Source organism: Sphingomonas sp. 22R3R2A-7 (assembly GCF_036856055.1).
Classification (GTDB): domain Bacteria; phylum Pseudomonadota; class Alphaproteobacteria; order Sphingomonadales; family Sphingomonadaceae; genus Sphingomonas.
Genome location: NZ_JASPFR010000001.1, coordinates 1,573,129 through 1,589,099 on the forward strand (window position 1 = coordinate 1,573,129; position 15,971 = coordinate 1,589,099).

11 protein-coding genes are annotated in these 15,971 nt (G+C 68.1%); 3 read left to right on the plus strand and 8 right to left on the minus strand.

Annotated elements, in window-relative coordinates:
• Positions 1-9: 9 nt before the first annotated feature.
• Both QP165_RS07560 and QP165_RS07565 read right to left on the minus strand, forming a co-directional pair.
• Complete coding sequence (locus tag QP165_RS07560) at positions 10-996, minus strand: family 43 glycosylhydrolase (protein ID WP_333994878.1); 987 nt, start codon at positions 994-996, stop codon at positions 10-12.
• Positions 996-3,839 (minus strand): TonB-dependent receptor, encoded by a 2,844-nt coding sequence (locus QP165_RS07565; RefSeq protein WP_333994880.1) that lies wholly within the window; start codon positions 3,837-3,839, stop codon positions 996-998. The genes QP165_RS07560 and QP165_RS07565 overlap by 1 nt, the downstream gene beginning before the upstream one ends.
• Before the next feature lie 237 nt (positions 3,840-4,076).
• Between QP165_RS07565 and QP165_RS07570 the strand changes: the two genes are divergently transcribed.
• The gene (locus QP165_RS07570) at positions 4,077-5,204 is read left to right on the plus strand and encodes an aldose epimerase family protein (RefSeq protein WP_333994881.1); all 1,128 of its coding nucleotides are present in this window, start codon (positions 4,077-4,079) and stop codon (positions 5,202-5,204) included.
• Between the two features lie 14 nt (positions 5,205-5,218).
• Positions 5,219-6,391, plus strand: coding sequence for a cellulase family glycosylhydrolase (locus tag QP165_RS07575; RefSeq protein WP_333994884.1), 1,173 nt, complete (start codon positions 5,219-5,221; stop codon positions 6,389-6,391).
• A 46-nt stretch (positions 6,392-6,437) separates the two neighbouring features.
• Here QP165_RS07575 and QP165_RS07580 read toward each other — a convergent pair whose 3' ends face one another.
• Genes QP165_RS07580 through QP165_RS07605 form a run of 6 tightly spaced genes read right to left on the minus strand, consistent with a single transcriptional unit; the run spans position 6,438 to position 14,703 of the window.
• A complete protein-coding gene (locus QP165_RS07580) occupies positions 6,438-8,657 on the minus strand; it encodes a GH92 family glycosyl hydrolase (RefSeq protein WP_333994887.1) in 2,220 nt (739 codons plus the stop codon).
• 29 nt (positions 8,658-8,686) lie between these two features.
• The gene (locus QP165_RS07585) at positions 8,687-9,844 is read right to left on the minus strand and encodes a Gfo/Idh/MocA family protein (protein WP_333994889.1); all 1,158 of its coding nucleotides are present in this window, start codon (positions 9,842-9,844) and stop codon (positions 8,687-8,689) included.
• Positions 9,845-9,857: 13 nt separating this feature from the next.
• Positions 9,858-11,129 (minus strand): Gfo/Idh/MocA family protein, encoded by a 1,272-nt coding sequence (locus QP165_RS07590; RefSeq protein ID WP_056016846.1) that lies wholly within the window; start codon positions 11,127-11,129, stop codon positions 9,858-9,860.
• Positions 11,126-11,980, minus strand: coding sequence for an FAD:protein FMN transferase (locus QP165_RS07595; RefSeq protein ID WP_333994893.1), 855 nt, complete (start codon positions 11,978-11,980; stop codon positions 11,126-11,128). Before QP165_RS07595 ends, QP165_RS07590 begins: the two co-directional genes overlap by 4 nt.
• Position 11,981: 1 nt before the next feature.
• A complete protein-coding gene (locus tag QP165_RS07600; protein WP_056016849.1) occupies positions 11,982-13,292 on the minus strand; it encodes a Gfo/Idh/MocA family protein in 1,311 nt (436 codons plus the stop codon).
• A gap of 13 nt (positions 13,293-13,305) precedes the next feature.
• Positions 13,306-14,703, minus strand: a complete 1,398-nt coding sequence (locus tag QP165_RS07605; RefSeq protein WP_333994896.1) for a 3-keto-disaccharide hydrolase — start codon at positions 14,701-14,703, stop codon at positions 13,306-13,308.
• A gap of 268 nt (positions 14,704-14,971) precedes the next feature.
• Here QP165_RS07605 and QP165_RS07610 point away from each other — a divergent pair, with 268 nt between their 5' ends.
• Positions 14,972-15,718, plus strand: coding sequence for a FadR/GntR family transcriptional regulator (locus QP165_RS07610; RefSeq protein ID WP_333994898.1), 747 nt, complete (start codon positions 14,972-14,974; stop codon positions 15,716-15,718).
• Positions 15,719-15,971: the final 253 nt, after the last annotated feature.

Sequence of the window (15,971 nt, forward strand, 5' to 3'; positions counted from 1 at the left end):
GGGGTCAGGTCAGCGGCCGCGGGTCGGCCAGACGGGTGCGGCGGCGCCGTCGGTCATGCGCACGGGCGCGATCGCCCCGTCGCGCGCGTAGCGGACGCGGTCGATCGCGATCACCCGCTCGCCCTTGAACGGCGCAGGGCCTGCCTTGCGTTCCCAGCGGTGATAGACGATCAGCCAGACGCCATCGGGGCCACGGACGAAGCTGTGATGCCCCGGCCCCTGATGCCCCGCATCGCTGGCGAGGATCCGGCCGCGATAGCGCCACGGCCCGACCGGTGACGATGCGGTCGCATAATGCACCGAATAATCGGGTCCGTTCCACCGTCCATGGCTGTACGACAGGTAATAGACCCCGCCGCGTTCGTGCATGAACGCGCCTTCGGTAAAGTGCTGCGGCTGCGCGACGGGAACCTCGCGCGCGGTCCGCGTCATGTCGGGTGTCAGTTCCCACACGCGCAGCCGCGCGCCCGCGCTGCCGCCGGCATAGAGATAGGTCCGCTGCGACCTGGGATCGACGAAGACCATCGGGTCGATCGCCTCGAACCCGTTGCCGCCGGTGACCAAGGGTCGCCCGCTGTCGCGATACGGCCCTTCCGGCCGGTCGGCGACCGCGACGCCGATGCGGCTGGGCGTCGGGTTCTGCGGCCCGACCGAATAATAGAGATACCATTTGCCGCCCCGCGTCGCGACCGCGGGTGCCCAGAGGAAATGCTCCCTGGCGCCATCGTCGCCGATCCAGCCGATCTGGTCGCGCCGGATCAGCACGCCGCGCGGGCGCCACTGGCGCAGGTCGCCCGACGAGAACGCGCCGAAGCGGTCCGCCTGCCAGCTGCCGCCGGGTCCACCGGTCGGGAACACCCACAGCTCGCGGCCGATGACGATCGCGTGCGGGTCCGCACCCTCGAACTGCGGATTGCCCCGCCCCGCGGGTGCATCCGCCGCGGTGAGCACGAGCATGGAGGCCGCGAGCGCGGCCGCGGTGACGATCCGGCGCATCAGAACCGCGTCCGGATGCTGACGGCATAGAGGCTGTCGTCGGTCCGTGTGTCGCGCCATATGAAGTCCTGTCCGATATAGCTCTGGTAGCGTGAGCGCAGGATATTGCTGCCCTCGACCGTCAGCGTCACGTTCTTGTTCACGTCATAGCCGACGCTGAAGTCGAGCCGGCCGTTGGGGCGGACGTAATTGAGCCAGGCGGGGCTGTCGACCGGCCGCACGTCGCCGGTTCCCGAGCGATCCTCGTCGAAATATTTCGAGCGATAGGTGTAGACCAGCCGCGCCGAGATCCCGCTGCGGTCATACAACAGCCCGACATTGTAATTGTACTTTGATACGCCCTGCAGCGAATAGCCCGCGAGCGGATCGCCGCCGCCGACCTCGGAGTCCGCGAGCGTGAAGTTGCCGAACGCGCCGAGCCCCGCGAGATCGCCCGGCAGGAACGAGAAGAAGGTCTGGCCGCTGACCTCGATCCCCTTCAGCTTGGCGCTGCCGACGTTGCGCGGGCGCGAGATGTTGTAGACGATGCCGTCGATCGTCTCCGCGGTGACGCCGTTGATCACGCGGTTGGATATGTCGCGATAATAGCCCGCGATCGCGAAATAGCCGTCCTGCCAGTAATATTCGGCCGTCGCGTCGAAGCTGTCCGACTTTTGCGGCTTGAGGTCCGGATTGCCGCCCGACCCGCCGTTGCGGATGTTGGGGTTGGTCGAGACGATGTAGTTGAGCCCCGGATTGAGCGACCCGAAGGACGGCCGCGCGAGCGTCTTGGCATAGGTCGCGCGGAACTGCAGTCCGCCGCCGAGTTGCAGGCGGGCGCTGGCGTTGGGTAGCCAGTCGGCATCGGTCTTGCCGACCGTCGTCGTGACGGGCGCGCCGCTGACGACGCCCGTGCCCGTGATGTCGCGTTCGGTCCGCGAATAGCGCACCCCCAGCTTGCCATCGAGCGTGACGGGGCCGCTGCCGAACGGAATCTCGTATCCGGCCTGCGCATAGCCCGCATAGCTTTTCTCGGCGACGTCGAAGCGCCGCGTCGGGTCGAACGCCGGCTGTCCCGCGGGTGCGCCGAAGAAGCCCCGCAGCGCCTCCTGCCCCGCGTTCGACAACAGATAGTCGCGCGACGGCAGCAGGTACGGCGCGCCATTGTTGATCTGCGGAATGCCGGGGCCGCGTTCGAGCGGCAGGTTCGCCGCGGTGATCGGCGTCGCGAACGACCCGCCCGGCGGTGCGACGCCCAGCTGGACCTGCTCGAACAGCGCGGTGCGGTCGGCATAGCGCCCGCCCAGCTCGATCGTCTTCAGGACCGTGTCGAAATCATAGCTGACATCGCCCTTGATCGCGAGCAGCCCGCCGCTCGAGCGGACATAGTCCTGGAACAGCGCGTTGATGTACGTGAACCCGGTCGCGTCGATCATCGGGTTGCCCGGCGCGGTCACGCTCGGCGTCTTGTTGTCGTCGAGCCCGATCGTCACCGACGGGATGCGCTTGCCGATATCGACGATGAAATTCTCGTTGTTCGCGATCGAGCGTTCGTAGCTGACGTCGAGATTCGCCTTCAGCTGGTCCCGGTCGAACTTCATCCCGGTCGCGGCCAGCCAGGTATCGGTGCGGTTGTTGTGCGCCTGCGTCGAGGTGAAGGCCTCGGGATTGTTGAACGTCGCGCTGCTGAAATTGCACAATTGCTGTTGCGTGACGCTTGCCGGGTTGGTCGTCGCGTTGGGGTTGAACCCGTCGGGACCGACATTGGCGGTAAAGCAGTCGTCGGTCGGCGTGACACCCGTCACGCTCGACGCGGTGCCAAGCCGGTATTCGTAGAAGCCGGTCGAATATTTGCTGCGATACGCCGAATAGAGCCCGTCGACATAGAGTTCGAGATTGGGCGTCGCCTGCCACTGCAGCGACCCGTTCGCCTGCGGCCGCTGGTACCGGCCGAATTCGTTGAGCCCACCCGCGGAGATCGGCAGCAAGAGCCCGTTCGCGCCGGCCGGCCCCGCATTGCCCGATCGGCGATCCGCGACGTAATTGGTCGGGCGGTTATAGGGGATGTCGTACCACGACACGTTGATTAGCGCGCCGATCTCGCCGATCCCGGTGTCCCAGCGATCGGTCGCGAGGAAGCTCACCTGCGGCCCCACCTTTTCGGCATTCGACGGATAGTTCAGCTTGCCGCTCAGCGCGATGGTCGGCTTGGTATAGTTGAACGCCTTGTTCAGCCGCAGGTCGATCGACCCGGCGACGCCGCCCTCGATCAGGTTCGCGGTGTTCGACTTGAACACGTCGACGCGCGCGATCGCCTCGGCGGGCAGGTCCTGGAACGCGAAGCCGCGGCCCTCGGCGGTGAAGATCTCGCGCCCGTCGAGCGTCGTCAGGATGTCCGACAGGCCGCGCACCAGCGGGCTCACGATCTCGTTGTTGCCGCCGACCGTCACCTGCACGCCGGGAACGCGCTGCAGCGCGGCGGCGGTCGTCGGGTCGGGGAACTTGCCGATATCCTGCGCGATGATCGAATCGACGATCTGCGGCGCGTTGCGCTTGATCTCGGCGGCCTTTGCCAGGCTCGCGCGAATGCCGGTGACGACGATCTCGGCACCCTCGCCGTCCGCACCTGGTGCGGCGGCCTGCGGCGCGGCCGCGGCGGTGTTGGGCAGCGGGCTCGTGTCGCTGCCCGCGGGCGCGGTGGCGTCGTTGGCCGGCGGTGCGGCCTGCCCGTTCGCCGCTGTCGTGCCGTCGGGTGCGGTCTGGGCCGGGGTCTGACCCGCGGTCTCAGTCTGTGTCTGGGCATGTGCCTGTGCCGCGACGACGAGCGCGACGACGGACACCGAAAGCGCGAAGGACCTGCGCATCATAACCTCTCCCTGATGTTCCGGCGCGCGATACGAAGCGTTCGGTGCCGGTTACGTGGCGGCGTGGTATCCGCTCGTATCCGGCGTATCAAGGGATTTATCTTATTAATCACTTGCCTGCGGAAAACCGATCTCCTACCCCTTTCCCGAGCAGCATACGGGCGTCGCAGGGCGCCGGTGTGCTGCATAAAGACAGGCCCGCATGACGGGCCGGAAATCGATGGAGGGAGATACCCGATGCGCCACGTCATCATCGCCACGCTGCTCGCGGCGACCTGTGCCACGCCTGTGGTCGCGGCGCGGACGACCCGCGCGACGTTCGGCACCCTGCCCGACGGGCGCGCGGTCGAGCGGGTGACGCTGACCAACGCGCACGGCGTCTCCGCCAGCGTGATCGCGCTCGGCGCCGCGCTGCAATCGGTGACGATGCCCGACCGCGCGGGCAAGGTCGCCGACGTGCAACTCGGCTACGACACGCTCGAGGGCTATGCGACCAAGCCCGAATTCTTCGGCGCCACCGTGGGTCGCGTCGCCAACCGCGTTGCCAGGGGCCGCTTCACGCTCGACGGCAAGGCCTATGCGACCCCGGTCAACAACGGCCCCAACTCGCTCCACGGCGGCACCAAGGGGTTCGACAAGGTGCTGTGGCAGGTCGTCGCGGTAAAGGACGGTCCGACCGCCTCGGTGACGCTGCGCTATGTCAGCCCCGATGGCGACATGGGCTATCCGGGCACGGTGACGACGCTGGCGACCTATTCGCTCGACGAGCGCGGCGCGCTGACGATCGATTACCGCGCGACCACCGACCGGCCGACCTATGTCAATCTGTCGAACCATGCCTATTGGAACCTCGCGGGGCCGGGCATGAGCGCGATGGGGCATGTCGTGACGATCCCCGCGGACCGCTACACCCCGACCGACGCCTCCTCGATCCCGCTCGGTCGCCATGCCGGCGTCGCGGGCACGGTCTTCGATTTCCGCAAGCCCACCGCGGTCGGCGACCGCGTCCGCGACGCGCGCGACGAACAGATCGTCTTTGCGCGCGGCTATGACCACAACTGGGTCGTCGGCGACGCGGTGACGCCCGACCAGCACCACATGGCGCGTGTCGTCGACCCGGTCTCGGGGCGCGGCTTCGAACTCTGGTCGAACCAGCCGGGGCTGCAATTCTATTCGGGCAATTTCTTCGACGGCACGGTGAAGGGCAAGCGCGGGCAGGCCTATCGGATGGGCGACGCCATCGTCATGGAACCGCAGGTCTTTCCCGACGCGATGAACCAGCCCGGTTTTCCCTCGATCCGGTTGAACCCCGGCCAGACCTATCGCAACGTCATGACGTACCGGCTCTTCACCGAGAAAAACTGACAGGGGAGGAAGACATGAACAAGTTACTGCTGGCCGCACTCGCGGCGACGAGCGCGCTCACCGCAGGCACCGCCGATGCCCGCCCGCGCTGGACCGAGGCGCAGGCCTCCGCCTGGTACGCCAAGCAACCCTGGCTGGTGGGCGCGAACTACACCCCCGCCTCCGCGATTAACCAGCTCGAGATGTGGCAGGCGACGACGTGGGATCCCAAGCGGATCGACTATGAACTCGGCCTCGCGCAGGGCATCGGGATGAACACGATGCGCGTGTTCCTCCACGACCAGCTCTGGGTGCAGGACCCCGAGGGCTTCAAGCGCCGCGTAGACGAGTTCCTGACGATCGCGCGCGCGCACGGCATCCGCCCGCTGTTCGTGCTGTTCGACAGCTGCTGGGATCCCGATCCGAAGCTCGGGCCACAGCATCCGCCGATCCCCGGCGTGCATAATTCGGGCTGGGTGCAGGGTCCGGGCCTGCCGGGGCTCCGCGACCGCAGCCGCTACCCCGCGTACAAGGCCTATGTGCAGGGGATCGTCGGCGCGTTCGCCAAGGACGACCGCATCCTCGGCTGGGACGTCTGGAACGAACCCGACAACGGCGCCGACCAGTATAAGGGCCAGGAGGGCAAGGAGCCGCTCGTCCGCGCGCTTCTGGCGCAGGCGTTCGACTGGGCGCGCGATGCCGACCCGTCGCAACCGCTGACGTCGGGCGTGTGGCAGCATGACGACTGGACCCCGACCGGTGGCAAGCTGACGCCGATGGAAAAGCTCCAGCTGGGCCAGTCCGACGTCATCAGCTTCCACGATTACAGCTGGCCAGAGACGTTCGAGGCGCGCGTGCGCCAGCTGCTGCCGTACAACCGGCCGATCCTGTGTACCGAATATATGGCGCGCGGGAACGGCTCGACGTTCGACGGCTCGCTGCCGATCGCCAAGCGCTACAATGTCGCGATGATGAACTGGGGGTTCGTCGACGGCAAGACGCAGACGCGGCTGCCCTGGGACAGCTGGAAAAAGCCCTATGTGATGGAGGAGCCGACGATCTGGTTCCACGAGGTCTTCCGCACCGACGGCACGCCGTATCGCAAGGCCGAGACCGACCTGATCCGCCGGCTGAGCGCTGCCCCCAAGACCGTCGTTCCCGCCGAACCGGCTGCCGCACCGCAGCCCGGCACACGCCGCCGCCGCTGACGAGGGAAGAGGCCGGGAGCCTGATCCCGGCCTCCACCGCTGCGTATCACGGCAGGACCGAAGCCGCGCGCCCCCAGTCGTTCGGCGTGCGACCCACCGCGAGCTCGAGCGTCCCGCCCTGCAGGATCGCGGCCTGCGACACGAACGGCGTGTCGAGCGGTCGCCCGTTGAGCCGCGCCGCGCGGATATAGCGCGTCCCCGCCCCCTGCCCGCGCGCCACTATCGTGAACGTCCGCCCGCTTTCGAGCGTGATCCGGCTCCGCGGCTGGTGCGGCGCGTGCAGATAATAGAGGTCGCTGCCGAGCTTCGGAAACAGCCCGAGGCGGTTGAACACGTAATGCGAGCTCATCGCGCCATTGTCCTCGTCGCCGGGATAGGCGTCCGCGGTAAACCGCCGGAAGACGATATCGGCATATTTGCTCGCCAGATCGGGGCGCCCGACCTCGCTGAACAGCCAGGGCGTCGAGAAGGACGGCTCGTTGGTAAAGTCGATCAGCCCCGCATCGAACGCATGCTGCAACCGCCGCGTGAACGCCGCGCGCCCACCCATGATCGCGACCATGCCCGGCACGTCGTGGACCGCGCCGTAGGAGTAGATCCAGCCCGTCCCCTCGTAGAAGCCGAAATTGTCGTGCGTCTTGCCGTCCCAGCCGCGCTTGGGATCGTTCGGCTGGAACCGGCCATCGGCGAAGCGCGGCCCGACGAACCCGGTATAGCCGTCGCTCGCCGCGCGCGGATCCCAGACGTTGCGCCAGTTCCCCGCGCGCGTTTCGAGCACCGCAGCTTCGGCGGCGTGCCCCGTGCCTGCCGCGACCTTCGCCGCGTAATAATCGTTGAGCGCCATGCCCATCGTCGCCGACCCCGAGCGTGACCGCTGCGGCGTCCCCTCGGGGCTGCGATCGTCGACCGCGAAATAGCCGTCGACCAGATAGCGCGGCCGGCGCCGCTCGAACGCGTTGAACAGGACGACGTTCGCCGCCTTCTGCCAGTCGACGCCGGGGACGCCGCGCAGGAACCCCTCGCCGATCACATTGTCGACCTCGTCGCCCGCCTGGCCGACATGGAAATTGCGCCCGGCGATGAACGCGGTATCCGCCGCGCCATAGCGTTCCCACGTCCGCACGAACGATCCGATCACACCCGCATAGGCGCTGGGCCGGATCAGCGACATCAGCGGATAGACCGTGTGGTACGTGTCCCACAGCGTATAGTGATCGTCGTAGAGCGGCGACGCGCGCTCGGTGTCCGCTTGATCCTGCGTGCGGTCGCGCGGCTGGACGACGCTGTGGTAGAGCGCCGTATAGAAGCGCCGCCGGTCCGCCGCGCCGACCCCGTCGATCGTGATCCGCCCGAGCGCGTCGTTCCACGCCTTGCCCGCCGCGCTGCGGACCGCGGCCATGTCCCAGCCGGGCAGGTCCTGCGCGAGCAACTCTTCGGCGCGCGCCGCGCTCGTAAACGAGACCGCGATCTTCATCGTGACCGGCCCGCGCCCCGCGCTGCCGAACGTCCACCACGCGCGCAGCGGCTGGTCCGCGGGCGCGTTCGCGCGCGTCGCGCCGGCGGTGCGGACATTGGCGCGTTCGATTCCCCAGGCGGTCGGCTTCGCATCGACCCTGGCGACGAACCAGATATCGACCTCCGCGGGCGACCAGTAATGCCGCGTGCGGACTCGCCCGACGATCTTGCCCTGCTCGGGAAACAGCGTCACCTCGGATCCCGCAGTGCCGAGCTCGCCCATGATCTTGCGCGTCACGTCGAACAGCAGATGCGCCTCGCCGCTGCTGGGAAAGGTGAAGCGGTAGAGGGCAGCGTGATGCGCGGGCGCGATCTCGACGTCGGTGCCATAGCGCGCGAGCGTCACGCGGTAGCCATCCGCCCGCGCGCGCTCGTCGCGCTTGGGCGAGAGATGCTCCGCCTCGGTCGTCGCGAGCGGCCCCGTCTGCGGCGAGACGAGGAACGTGCCATAGCTCGGCACCCCGCCCGACCCTTGCGTATGCAGCTGCGCGAACCCGCTCAGCGGTGCGGCGCGGTCATAGCCCGCATTGCTCGTCGCCGCGGTGATCGTGTTCGGGCTGGGGTGGATCGATCCCGCGGGCAGCGTCGGCCCGGGGATCGTGTCGCCCTCGTCGTCGTCCCCCGTGCCGATCAGCGGATCGACATACTGGCTGAGCGGCAGCGGATCGCGCCCCGCCCCCGCCCGCTTTTCAGCCGGTGTGGCCGGTGCGGCCGCGGCCAGCGCCACGCCGACCCCGATGACACGCAGCATCGTACACGCCGCCACGCCGCAGCGCGCACTCATCGCTTCGCCGGAGTCGCACGCGCCTCCGCGGTCAGCACGAGTTCGGCGGCGAGCAGCGCGCCCTCCTGATCCTGCGCGACCGACGTGCGTTCGACCAGGTCGGTCACGAACTGCGGCCCGAACGGCAGCGGCACCTTCGAACAATCGAGATAGCGCGTCCCCTTCTTGTCCGCGATCAGCAGGTGGTTGCCGCCCGGACGTCCCGCGATATCCACATATTTGCGCAGCTCGATATAGCCCTCGGTGCCGAGGATGAAGAGGCGGCCGTCGCCCCAGGTCGACAGGCCGTCGGGCGTGAACCAGTCGACGCGGACATAGCCCGCGCCGCCATCGCCGCTCAGCATCATGTCGCCGAAATCTTCGAACTTGGGATGCGCGGGATTGCCGAAATTGCCCGTCTGCGACGCGAGCACCTGCGCGCGCTTGCTGCCCGTCAGATAGACGAACTGGTCCGCCTGGTGGCTGCCGACATCGGTCAGGATGCCGCCGTTGCGCGCCGGATCCCAGAACCAGTCGGGACGGCTCGGCGCGGACAGCCGGTGCGGCGCGAGGTTGATCGTCTGGATCACGCGCCCGATCGCGCCGTCATGGACGAGCTGCCCCGCCATCACCGCGGCGGGCACCTCGAGCCGCTCGGAATACATGATCGCGAACTTGCGCCCCGTCTCGCGGATCGCGCGGCGGACATCGGCGAGCTGCTTGAGCGTCACGACCGCGGCCTTGTCGCTCAGATAGTCCTTGCCCGCGCGCATCACGCGGATGCCCAGCGGCGCGCGCAGCACGGGGATCGCCGCGCTGCACACCAGCTTGATCGCGCGGTCGTCGAGGATCTCCTGCTCGGACCGCGCCAGCTTGATGTCGCCATAACGCTTGCGGAAACTCGCGATCTGCTTGGGATCGGTCGCATAGAAGGCGGTCAGCACGCCGCCGCCGCGGATCACCGCGTCGGTGATGCCATAGATATGGTTATGGTCCATCCCGATCACCGCGAACGGCACGCGGTATTTGGCCTCGGGCGCAGGCTTGGCGACCGCCCCCTCGGTCGGCGCATCGCCGCGCGTGGCGGATTGCGCGAACGCATCGGCGGCGAACCCCGCCGCCAGTCCGGCAGTCAGTCCGAGCCCGAGAAGTCCCCGGCGGTTGGTGTCGGTCACAGCTCTATCCCCTTCAGATCGCGACCAGGTTCGTCGGCCAGGTCATTGCTTGGTTGCGGTCCATCGCCTGCTCGCCGAGCAGTGACGCGACGCTCGCCTGATAGGCCTGGCGCAGCAGCCCGGGCAGCGGCTTGCCCGCGCGCACCGCCTCGCCAAAGCCCTCGAACTGGAGCATCGTCTCGTCATATTCACCCCAGCCGAGCGACTCGCCGGGCGTCGTCACGGGCAGCTCGGGGAACCAGGTCGCGCCACCGATCGGCACCGTGCGCTTGTGTCCGCGCGCGACGTCCTTGTGCATCCGCTGCAACGCCAGCACCTTGGCGGGCACCTCCTGATAGATCCGCCCCAGCTCGGGCTCGATCGTCCCCTTGCTGCCCTGGATCTGCTCCTCGCAGCCATAGCGCGCATTGTTGAGCAGCGAGGTGTAGATCAGTTTCCGCCCGCCGCTATATTCGTAGATCAGCGCGACATGGTCATAGACCTCACGGCCATCCTTCCAGAAACAGATGCTGCCCGACCCGATCACCCGCGTCGGCACCGCGTCGAGGAACCAGTTGCCGACCTGAAGCTGGTGCGTCGCCAGCTCGGTCATCAGCCCCGCCGACCGGTCGCGGTACAGCCGCCAGTTGATCTGCCGGTCGTTCGCATCCGCGGGCACGACGCGGCGCCAGGCATTGTTGCGGTGCCAGCTCGCGCGGATCTGAGTCAGCGTGCCGATCTCGCCCGCGCGCGCGCGCTTCAGCGCGTTGAGATAGGTCGGGTGGAACATCCGCTGATGCCCGATCTGCAGCACCTTGCCCGCCGCCTTGGCGCGCGTGATCATCGCGCCGCAGTCGGCGATCGTCCGCGCCATCGCCTTTTCGCACCACACGTGCAGCCCGGCGTCGAACGCGTCGAAACAGAGCTTCGCATGCGTATCGAGCGGCGTCGCGATCACCACCGCGTCGATCCCGCGCGCATCGAGCATCGCGCGGTGATCGGCAAAGCGCCGCGCGGTCGGCGCCCATTGCTGCGCCTTGACGAGGTTCGGCGCATAGCTGTCGCAGATCGCGACGACCGTGCAGTTGCGCGACTTGGCGATGTTCTGGATCAGCGCGCGACCGCGGTCGCCCGTGCCGATCACGCCAAGCCGCACCGGGTTCGACTTGACCGGCTCGGCGCCCGCCGCGGCGGAGGCTGCGGACACGGCCCAGGGTGCGGCGGCCGCCATCCCCGCGCCCGCCGTCGCCGTCAGCACACGATCGATGAACGATCGCCGCGAGAGGTCGAAATCCTTGTCGGTCATGCCGCTTGCATCCTTGTGGTGTCGTCGGTCCGCGCCGCCGCCTTTGAGAGATCGTACAGGAACCGCCGCGCCGGCGCGGCCTCGACCAGCCGTCGCGCGCGCGGCGCATCGGCGACGAGCAACGCGGTGCTCATCGCCTCGGCGACGCCGCCGCTGCGGTCGATCGCCACGGTACAGCGCGCCGCGATCACGATCCCGCCATCGGTCGGGCGGATCATCGCCGCGCGCTCGGGCGCCTGCGTGCCCGCACCGACCGTCGTCGAGATCGACAGCGCCTCGTCGACCAGCTCGACCTCGACCAGCACCGTGTCGGTGCGCGACGGATCGGGGATCGCGAACGGCCACCCGCCGCCCAGCGGATGCTCCCCGATCACCGCGATCGAGCTTTCACCCGCCGACAGGCACGCGCAGACGACGCCCGCATCGCGCAACGCGGCGCACGCGCGGTCGAGCGCGAAGCCCTTGCCGAACCCGCCGAAATCGAGCGCGAGCGGCCGCGTCGCGGCGATCCGCGCGGTGCTGCGGTCGAACACGAGATCGCCCCAGCCCGCGCCGGCAAACCGCCGGTCGGCCGCCGGATCGAACAGCCCTTCGGTCAGCGCATGCGCCGCGTCGATCGCGATCAGCGCCTCGATCAGCACCGGATCGTCGATCGCGACGCCGCGCCCGGCGAGCAGTTCGTCGTTGAGCGCGGTCGTCGGCGACGGCCGGTGGATCGTCAGCGCGTCGTCGACGCCCTCGATCGCACGCCGCGCGGCGTGGAGCGCATCCGCGGATCCTGCACCGAAGACGTGAAGCTCGATCCGCGTCCCCATCGCGACGAAGCGCTCGACCCGCGCGACGCTGCCCACGTCAGGCCTTGACCTCCCAGCCGGGTTCGTACGCGACCGACCACAGCTTCATCGCCTCGGCACTGCTCGGCTTGCCCGTCGTCGGATCGACGGTCAGCACGCTGTTCGTGCGATACGCCATGTTGCCGAGGTGGCAGAGCGTCGTGCTGATATGCCCCTCGGTGATCGGCGAGTTGAGCGTGGTGGCCTTGCCGCGGATCACGTCGACGAAATTGCCCGCGTGATAGACGTCGAGCACCCCCTCGCCGACCGTGCCCGTCGTTTCCGACGTCGCCTTGGCCATCACCTGCCGGACCGACTTGCCCGCCAGGTCATAGAGTTCGAACCCGTTGCGATCGACCACTGCCGATCCCTTGGTGCCGAGCAGCAACACCCCGCGGCCGCGGCCATAGGTCAGCATCGCGTTGCAGCTCTGCCCGTTCCAGCGAATCACGCGGTCGTTATCGTAGTTCAGGTCGAGCGACAGCGAGTCGTACATCTCCCAGTCGTCCCCCGCGTGGAAGCGCTTGGCCCCCTTCGCCTCGACCTGCTTCGGATAGGCCAGCCCCATCAGCCAGCGCGCGACGTCGAGTTCGTGCATCGCGTTGTTGCACAGCTCGCCCGTCCCGTATTGCCAGAACCAGTGCCAGTTATACGGCACCAGGTTCGACCGGTACGCCGCGCGCGGGCGCGGCCCCTGCCACATGTTCCAGTCGAGCGTCGCGGGCGGCGCGACCTGCTGCCCCTTGCCGATCGATCCGCGATTATTCGCGTACCAGGTCTGCGCCTCGTACACGTCGCCCAGCTCGCCCGCCTGGACCAGTGCGAGCAGCTGCCGCGTCTCGGGGCTCGACCGCTGCTGGTTGCCGACCTGGAGCTGGCGCCCGGTGCTCTTCTGCGCGGCGATCATCGCCTCGCCCTCGGCGGGCGCGATCCCGATCGGCTTCTCGCAATAGACGTGATGCCCCGACTTCATCCCGTCGACCGCCAGCTTGGCGTGCCAGTGATCGGGCGTCGCGACGGTGATGATGTCGATCGCCTTGTTGTCGAGCAGCTTGCGGTAATCGCCCTCGGTCCGCGGCGCGGCATGGCCCTTCGCCGCGAACGCCGCCGCGCGCTTGGCCAGCACCGCCGAGTCGACGTCGCAGAAATGCGTGATGTCGATGTTCGGCACCTTGGTGAACGCGCTCATATGCGCCTGGCCGCGGCCATTCACCCCGACGATCGCGACGCTCAGCCGGTCGTTCGCGCCCTTGATCCGTGCATAGCTGCGCGCGCTCATCGCCACGCCGAGCGTCGCGCCCGCGCCCTTAATCATCGTCCGACGGTCCATCGCTTGATCCCCCTTAGAGTACACGCAGCTTGATCGACCGGAATTCGACCCGATCGCCATGATCCTGCAGCAGGATCGGCCCCTGCACGGCGTCGCCGAACCCGGGGATCGCGGCATATTTGCTTTGCGCCACCAGCGCGCGGAACGCCGGCGACCCGCGGTCATATTCGACCATCTTGAAGCCGTTCAGCCAGTGCTCGACGCGCGCACCGCGCACCACGATCACCGCCCGGTTCCATTCGCCGGGCGGGTTGATCCGCTTGCCCGGGCTCGACGGGTCGGACAGGTTCTTCGCCGCGATCAGGTCGTAGAGCGAGCCGAGCGTCCGGTTGCCGTCGCGACCCATCTTCGCATCGGGATGCCGCGCATCGTCGAGCAGCTGATATTCGAGCCCGAGCGCATCGCCCTTGCGCTTGAGCAGCCCCGCATCGACGAAATACTTGATCCCGCTGTTGGCGCCGGGCGTCAGCTTGAAATCGACCGACAGCTCGAAATTGCGATACTCGCGCGTCGTGACGATGTCGCCGCCGCCGCCGTCCACGCGCAGAACGCCGCTGGCCATCGTCCAGCCCTTCGCCGGGAACCCCGTGCCCTTCGCGCTGCGCCAGCCGGCGCCGGTCTTGCCGTCCCACAACAATTTCCAGCCCGCGCGCTGCTCCTCAGCCGACAGCCGGTTGCTCAGCCAGCCCTGCTGCGGCAGCGCGGTCGCGGGCATCGCATAGCGCGCCGGCGCATCGGTGATCACGCGGACGTTGCGGAACCGCACCTCGGGGTGCCGCGCGGCGTCCGCATCGGGGATCGCATGAACCTGGAACGCGATGAACCCGCGCGCATCGACGTCGTCGACGGTATCGGTCGCGGGGACGCCGTTGATCCAGCTGCGCAGCCGCGTGCCGATCGCCTCGACACGGTAGTGGTTCCAGTCGCCCGAGCGGAAGGTCTGCCGCGCAGGCGCATTGCGGCCGAGCGTGTACAGCCATTGCCGGCGCTGTTCGTCATACATCCCCGCGCTCCACGCGCGCGCCGACGGATCGATCTCGACCTGATAGCCGTGCACGACGCCGTTGCGATAATCCGGGCGGCTCTGCCCGCGGATCATCATGCCTGAATTGAGCGCAGGATCGGTCTTCGCATCGAACTCGACGATGAAGTCGCCATATTGGGCCTCGGACACGAGCCAGCTATTGGTCTTGCCCGGCTCGGCGCGGCCGATCAGCTCGCCATTCTCGAACGCGTAGGTCGCGTTGCCGCCCGTCGCGCGCCAGCCGGCCAGCCCTTCGCGCGGAGTCACGTCGCGCCACGGCGCCTTGGCCTGCGTGCCGGAGGACTGCTGTGCCGGTGCCGCGCGGACCGACGCCTGCGCCATCAACGGCGCGACCGCCAGGGTCAGAATTGCGAGCGCTCGAGCCATTCGCCTCCCCTTTCTCTTTTCTGCGAGCATGGATCGGGCAACCCTCGGCCGGACGGTTTCCGGACGTCTCGCATCATGTACCGCCGACATGTCGCTGTCGTACGGCCTCTCCTGTATCTGGTCTTAAATTGTGGTCGGGCCACATGCAATAGGATTGTAAGACATTTTATCCGTGATGACCGCTTCAGAGGCTTGACGCGCGCCGATACAACGCGAACTAGGTGGCGATGCTGGCCACCGCCCGGGTGCGCCGGCGACGAGGACAAGGATGCACGTGACCGACGGCGGCGGCAAACTCTACGGCAAGATCGTCCAGGCGATCATCGCGGACATCGCCGACGGCATATTTCCCGTCGGCTCGCGGCTGCCCGCCGAACGCGACCTGACCGAGCGGTTTCAGGTCAGCCGGCCGACCATCCGCGAGGCGATGATCGCGCTCGAGATGAAGGGGCTGGTCGAAGCGCGCAAGGGCTCGGGCGTGTTCGTGCTCGCCGCCGCGACCGCCGATACCGACCGCGAGCTCGATATCGGCGCATTCGAGATCACCGAGGCGCGGCGGCTGCTCGAAGGCGAAGTCGCCGCGGTCGCCGCGACCGAGATCAACGAGGCACAACTCGCCGAATTGCGCGGTTTGCTTGCGTTGATGGAGCAGGACGACACCGCTGCGGCGGAGGACGCCGATCGCCGGTTCCACATCGCGATCGCCGAGGCGACGGGCAACGCGGTCATCATCTCGGCGGTGGCCGATTTCTGGGACATGCGGTTCCGCTCCCCGCTCGCGCGCGAGGTGCTGGCGAAGGCGGGCAGCCTCGGCACCGAGAGCCGCATGGCCGAACATGGCCGCATCCTCAGCGCGCTCGAAGCGCGGTCGCCGATCGATGCACGCCTCGCGATGCGCGACCATCTCGCGCGCGTGATCGACCATCTGCTCCACGTCACCGAGACCGAGGCGGTCGAGCGCGCACGCGCCGCCACGAACGAGCGCCGCCGCGCGCTGGCGCGCCGCTCGGTCTGACACAGTGATCGGGCGCGTGCCCGATCTGACGCCGGAAGTCCCGGCACGTCCCCGACAATGGCGCACGCGGCACGGCGTATCGCACTGCATCGGCGCGCTTGGACCGTCGATAGTGCTGCACTGCAGCCGGCCAACGACGATCCAAGCGAACCCAGGTCCTGCCCGCAGCGGTATTGCCTGACCACATGATTCCATATTGTAATATAGAAATTGCAGTGTTACGCATCTCTGGTCGGACAGAAAAAACCACGCC

Excerpts from the sequence above, each read along its gene's own strand:
- QP165_RS07560 (WP_333994878.1), bottom strand. The coding sequence starts at position 996 with ATGCGCCGGATCGTCACCGCGGCCGCGCTCGCGGCCTCCATGCTCGTG.
- QP165_RS07565 (WP_333994880.1), bottom strand. The coding sequence starts at position 3,839 with ATGCGCAGGTCCTTCGCGCTTTCGGTGTCCGTCGTCGCGCTCGTCGTC.
- QP165_RS07570 (WP_333994881.1), top strand. The coding sequence starts at position 4,077 with ATGCGCCACGTCATCATCGCCACGCTGCTCGCGGCGACCTGTGCCACG.
- QP165_RS07575 (WP_333994884.1), top strand. The coding sequence starts at position 5,219 with ATGAACAAGTTACTGCTGGCCGCACTCGCGGCGACGAGCGCGCTCACC.
- QP165_RS07580 (WP_333994887.1), bottom strand. The coding sequence starts at position 8,657 with ATGCTGCGTGTCATCGGGGTCGGCGTGGCGCTGGCCGCGGCCGCACCG.
- QP165_RS07590 (WP_056016846.1), bottom strand. The coding sequence starts at position 11,129 with ATGACCGACAAGGATTTCGACCTCTCGCGGCGATCGTTCATCGATCGT.
- QP165_RS07600 (WP_056016849.1), bottom strand. The coding sequence starts at position 13,292 with ATGGACCGTCGGACGATGATTAAGGGCGCGGGCGCGACGCTCGGCGTG.
- QP165_RS07605 (WP_333994896.1), bottom strand. The coding sequence starts at position 14,703 with ATGGCTCGAGCGCTCGCAATTCTGACCCTGGCGGTCGCGCCGTTGATG.
- QP165_RS07610 (WP_333994898.1), top strand. The coding sequence starts at position 14,972 with ATGCACGTGACCGACGGCGGCGGCAAACTCTACGGCAAGATCGTCCAG.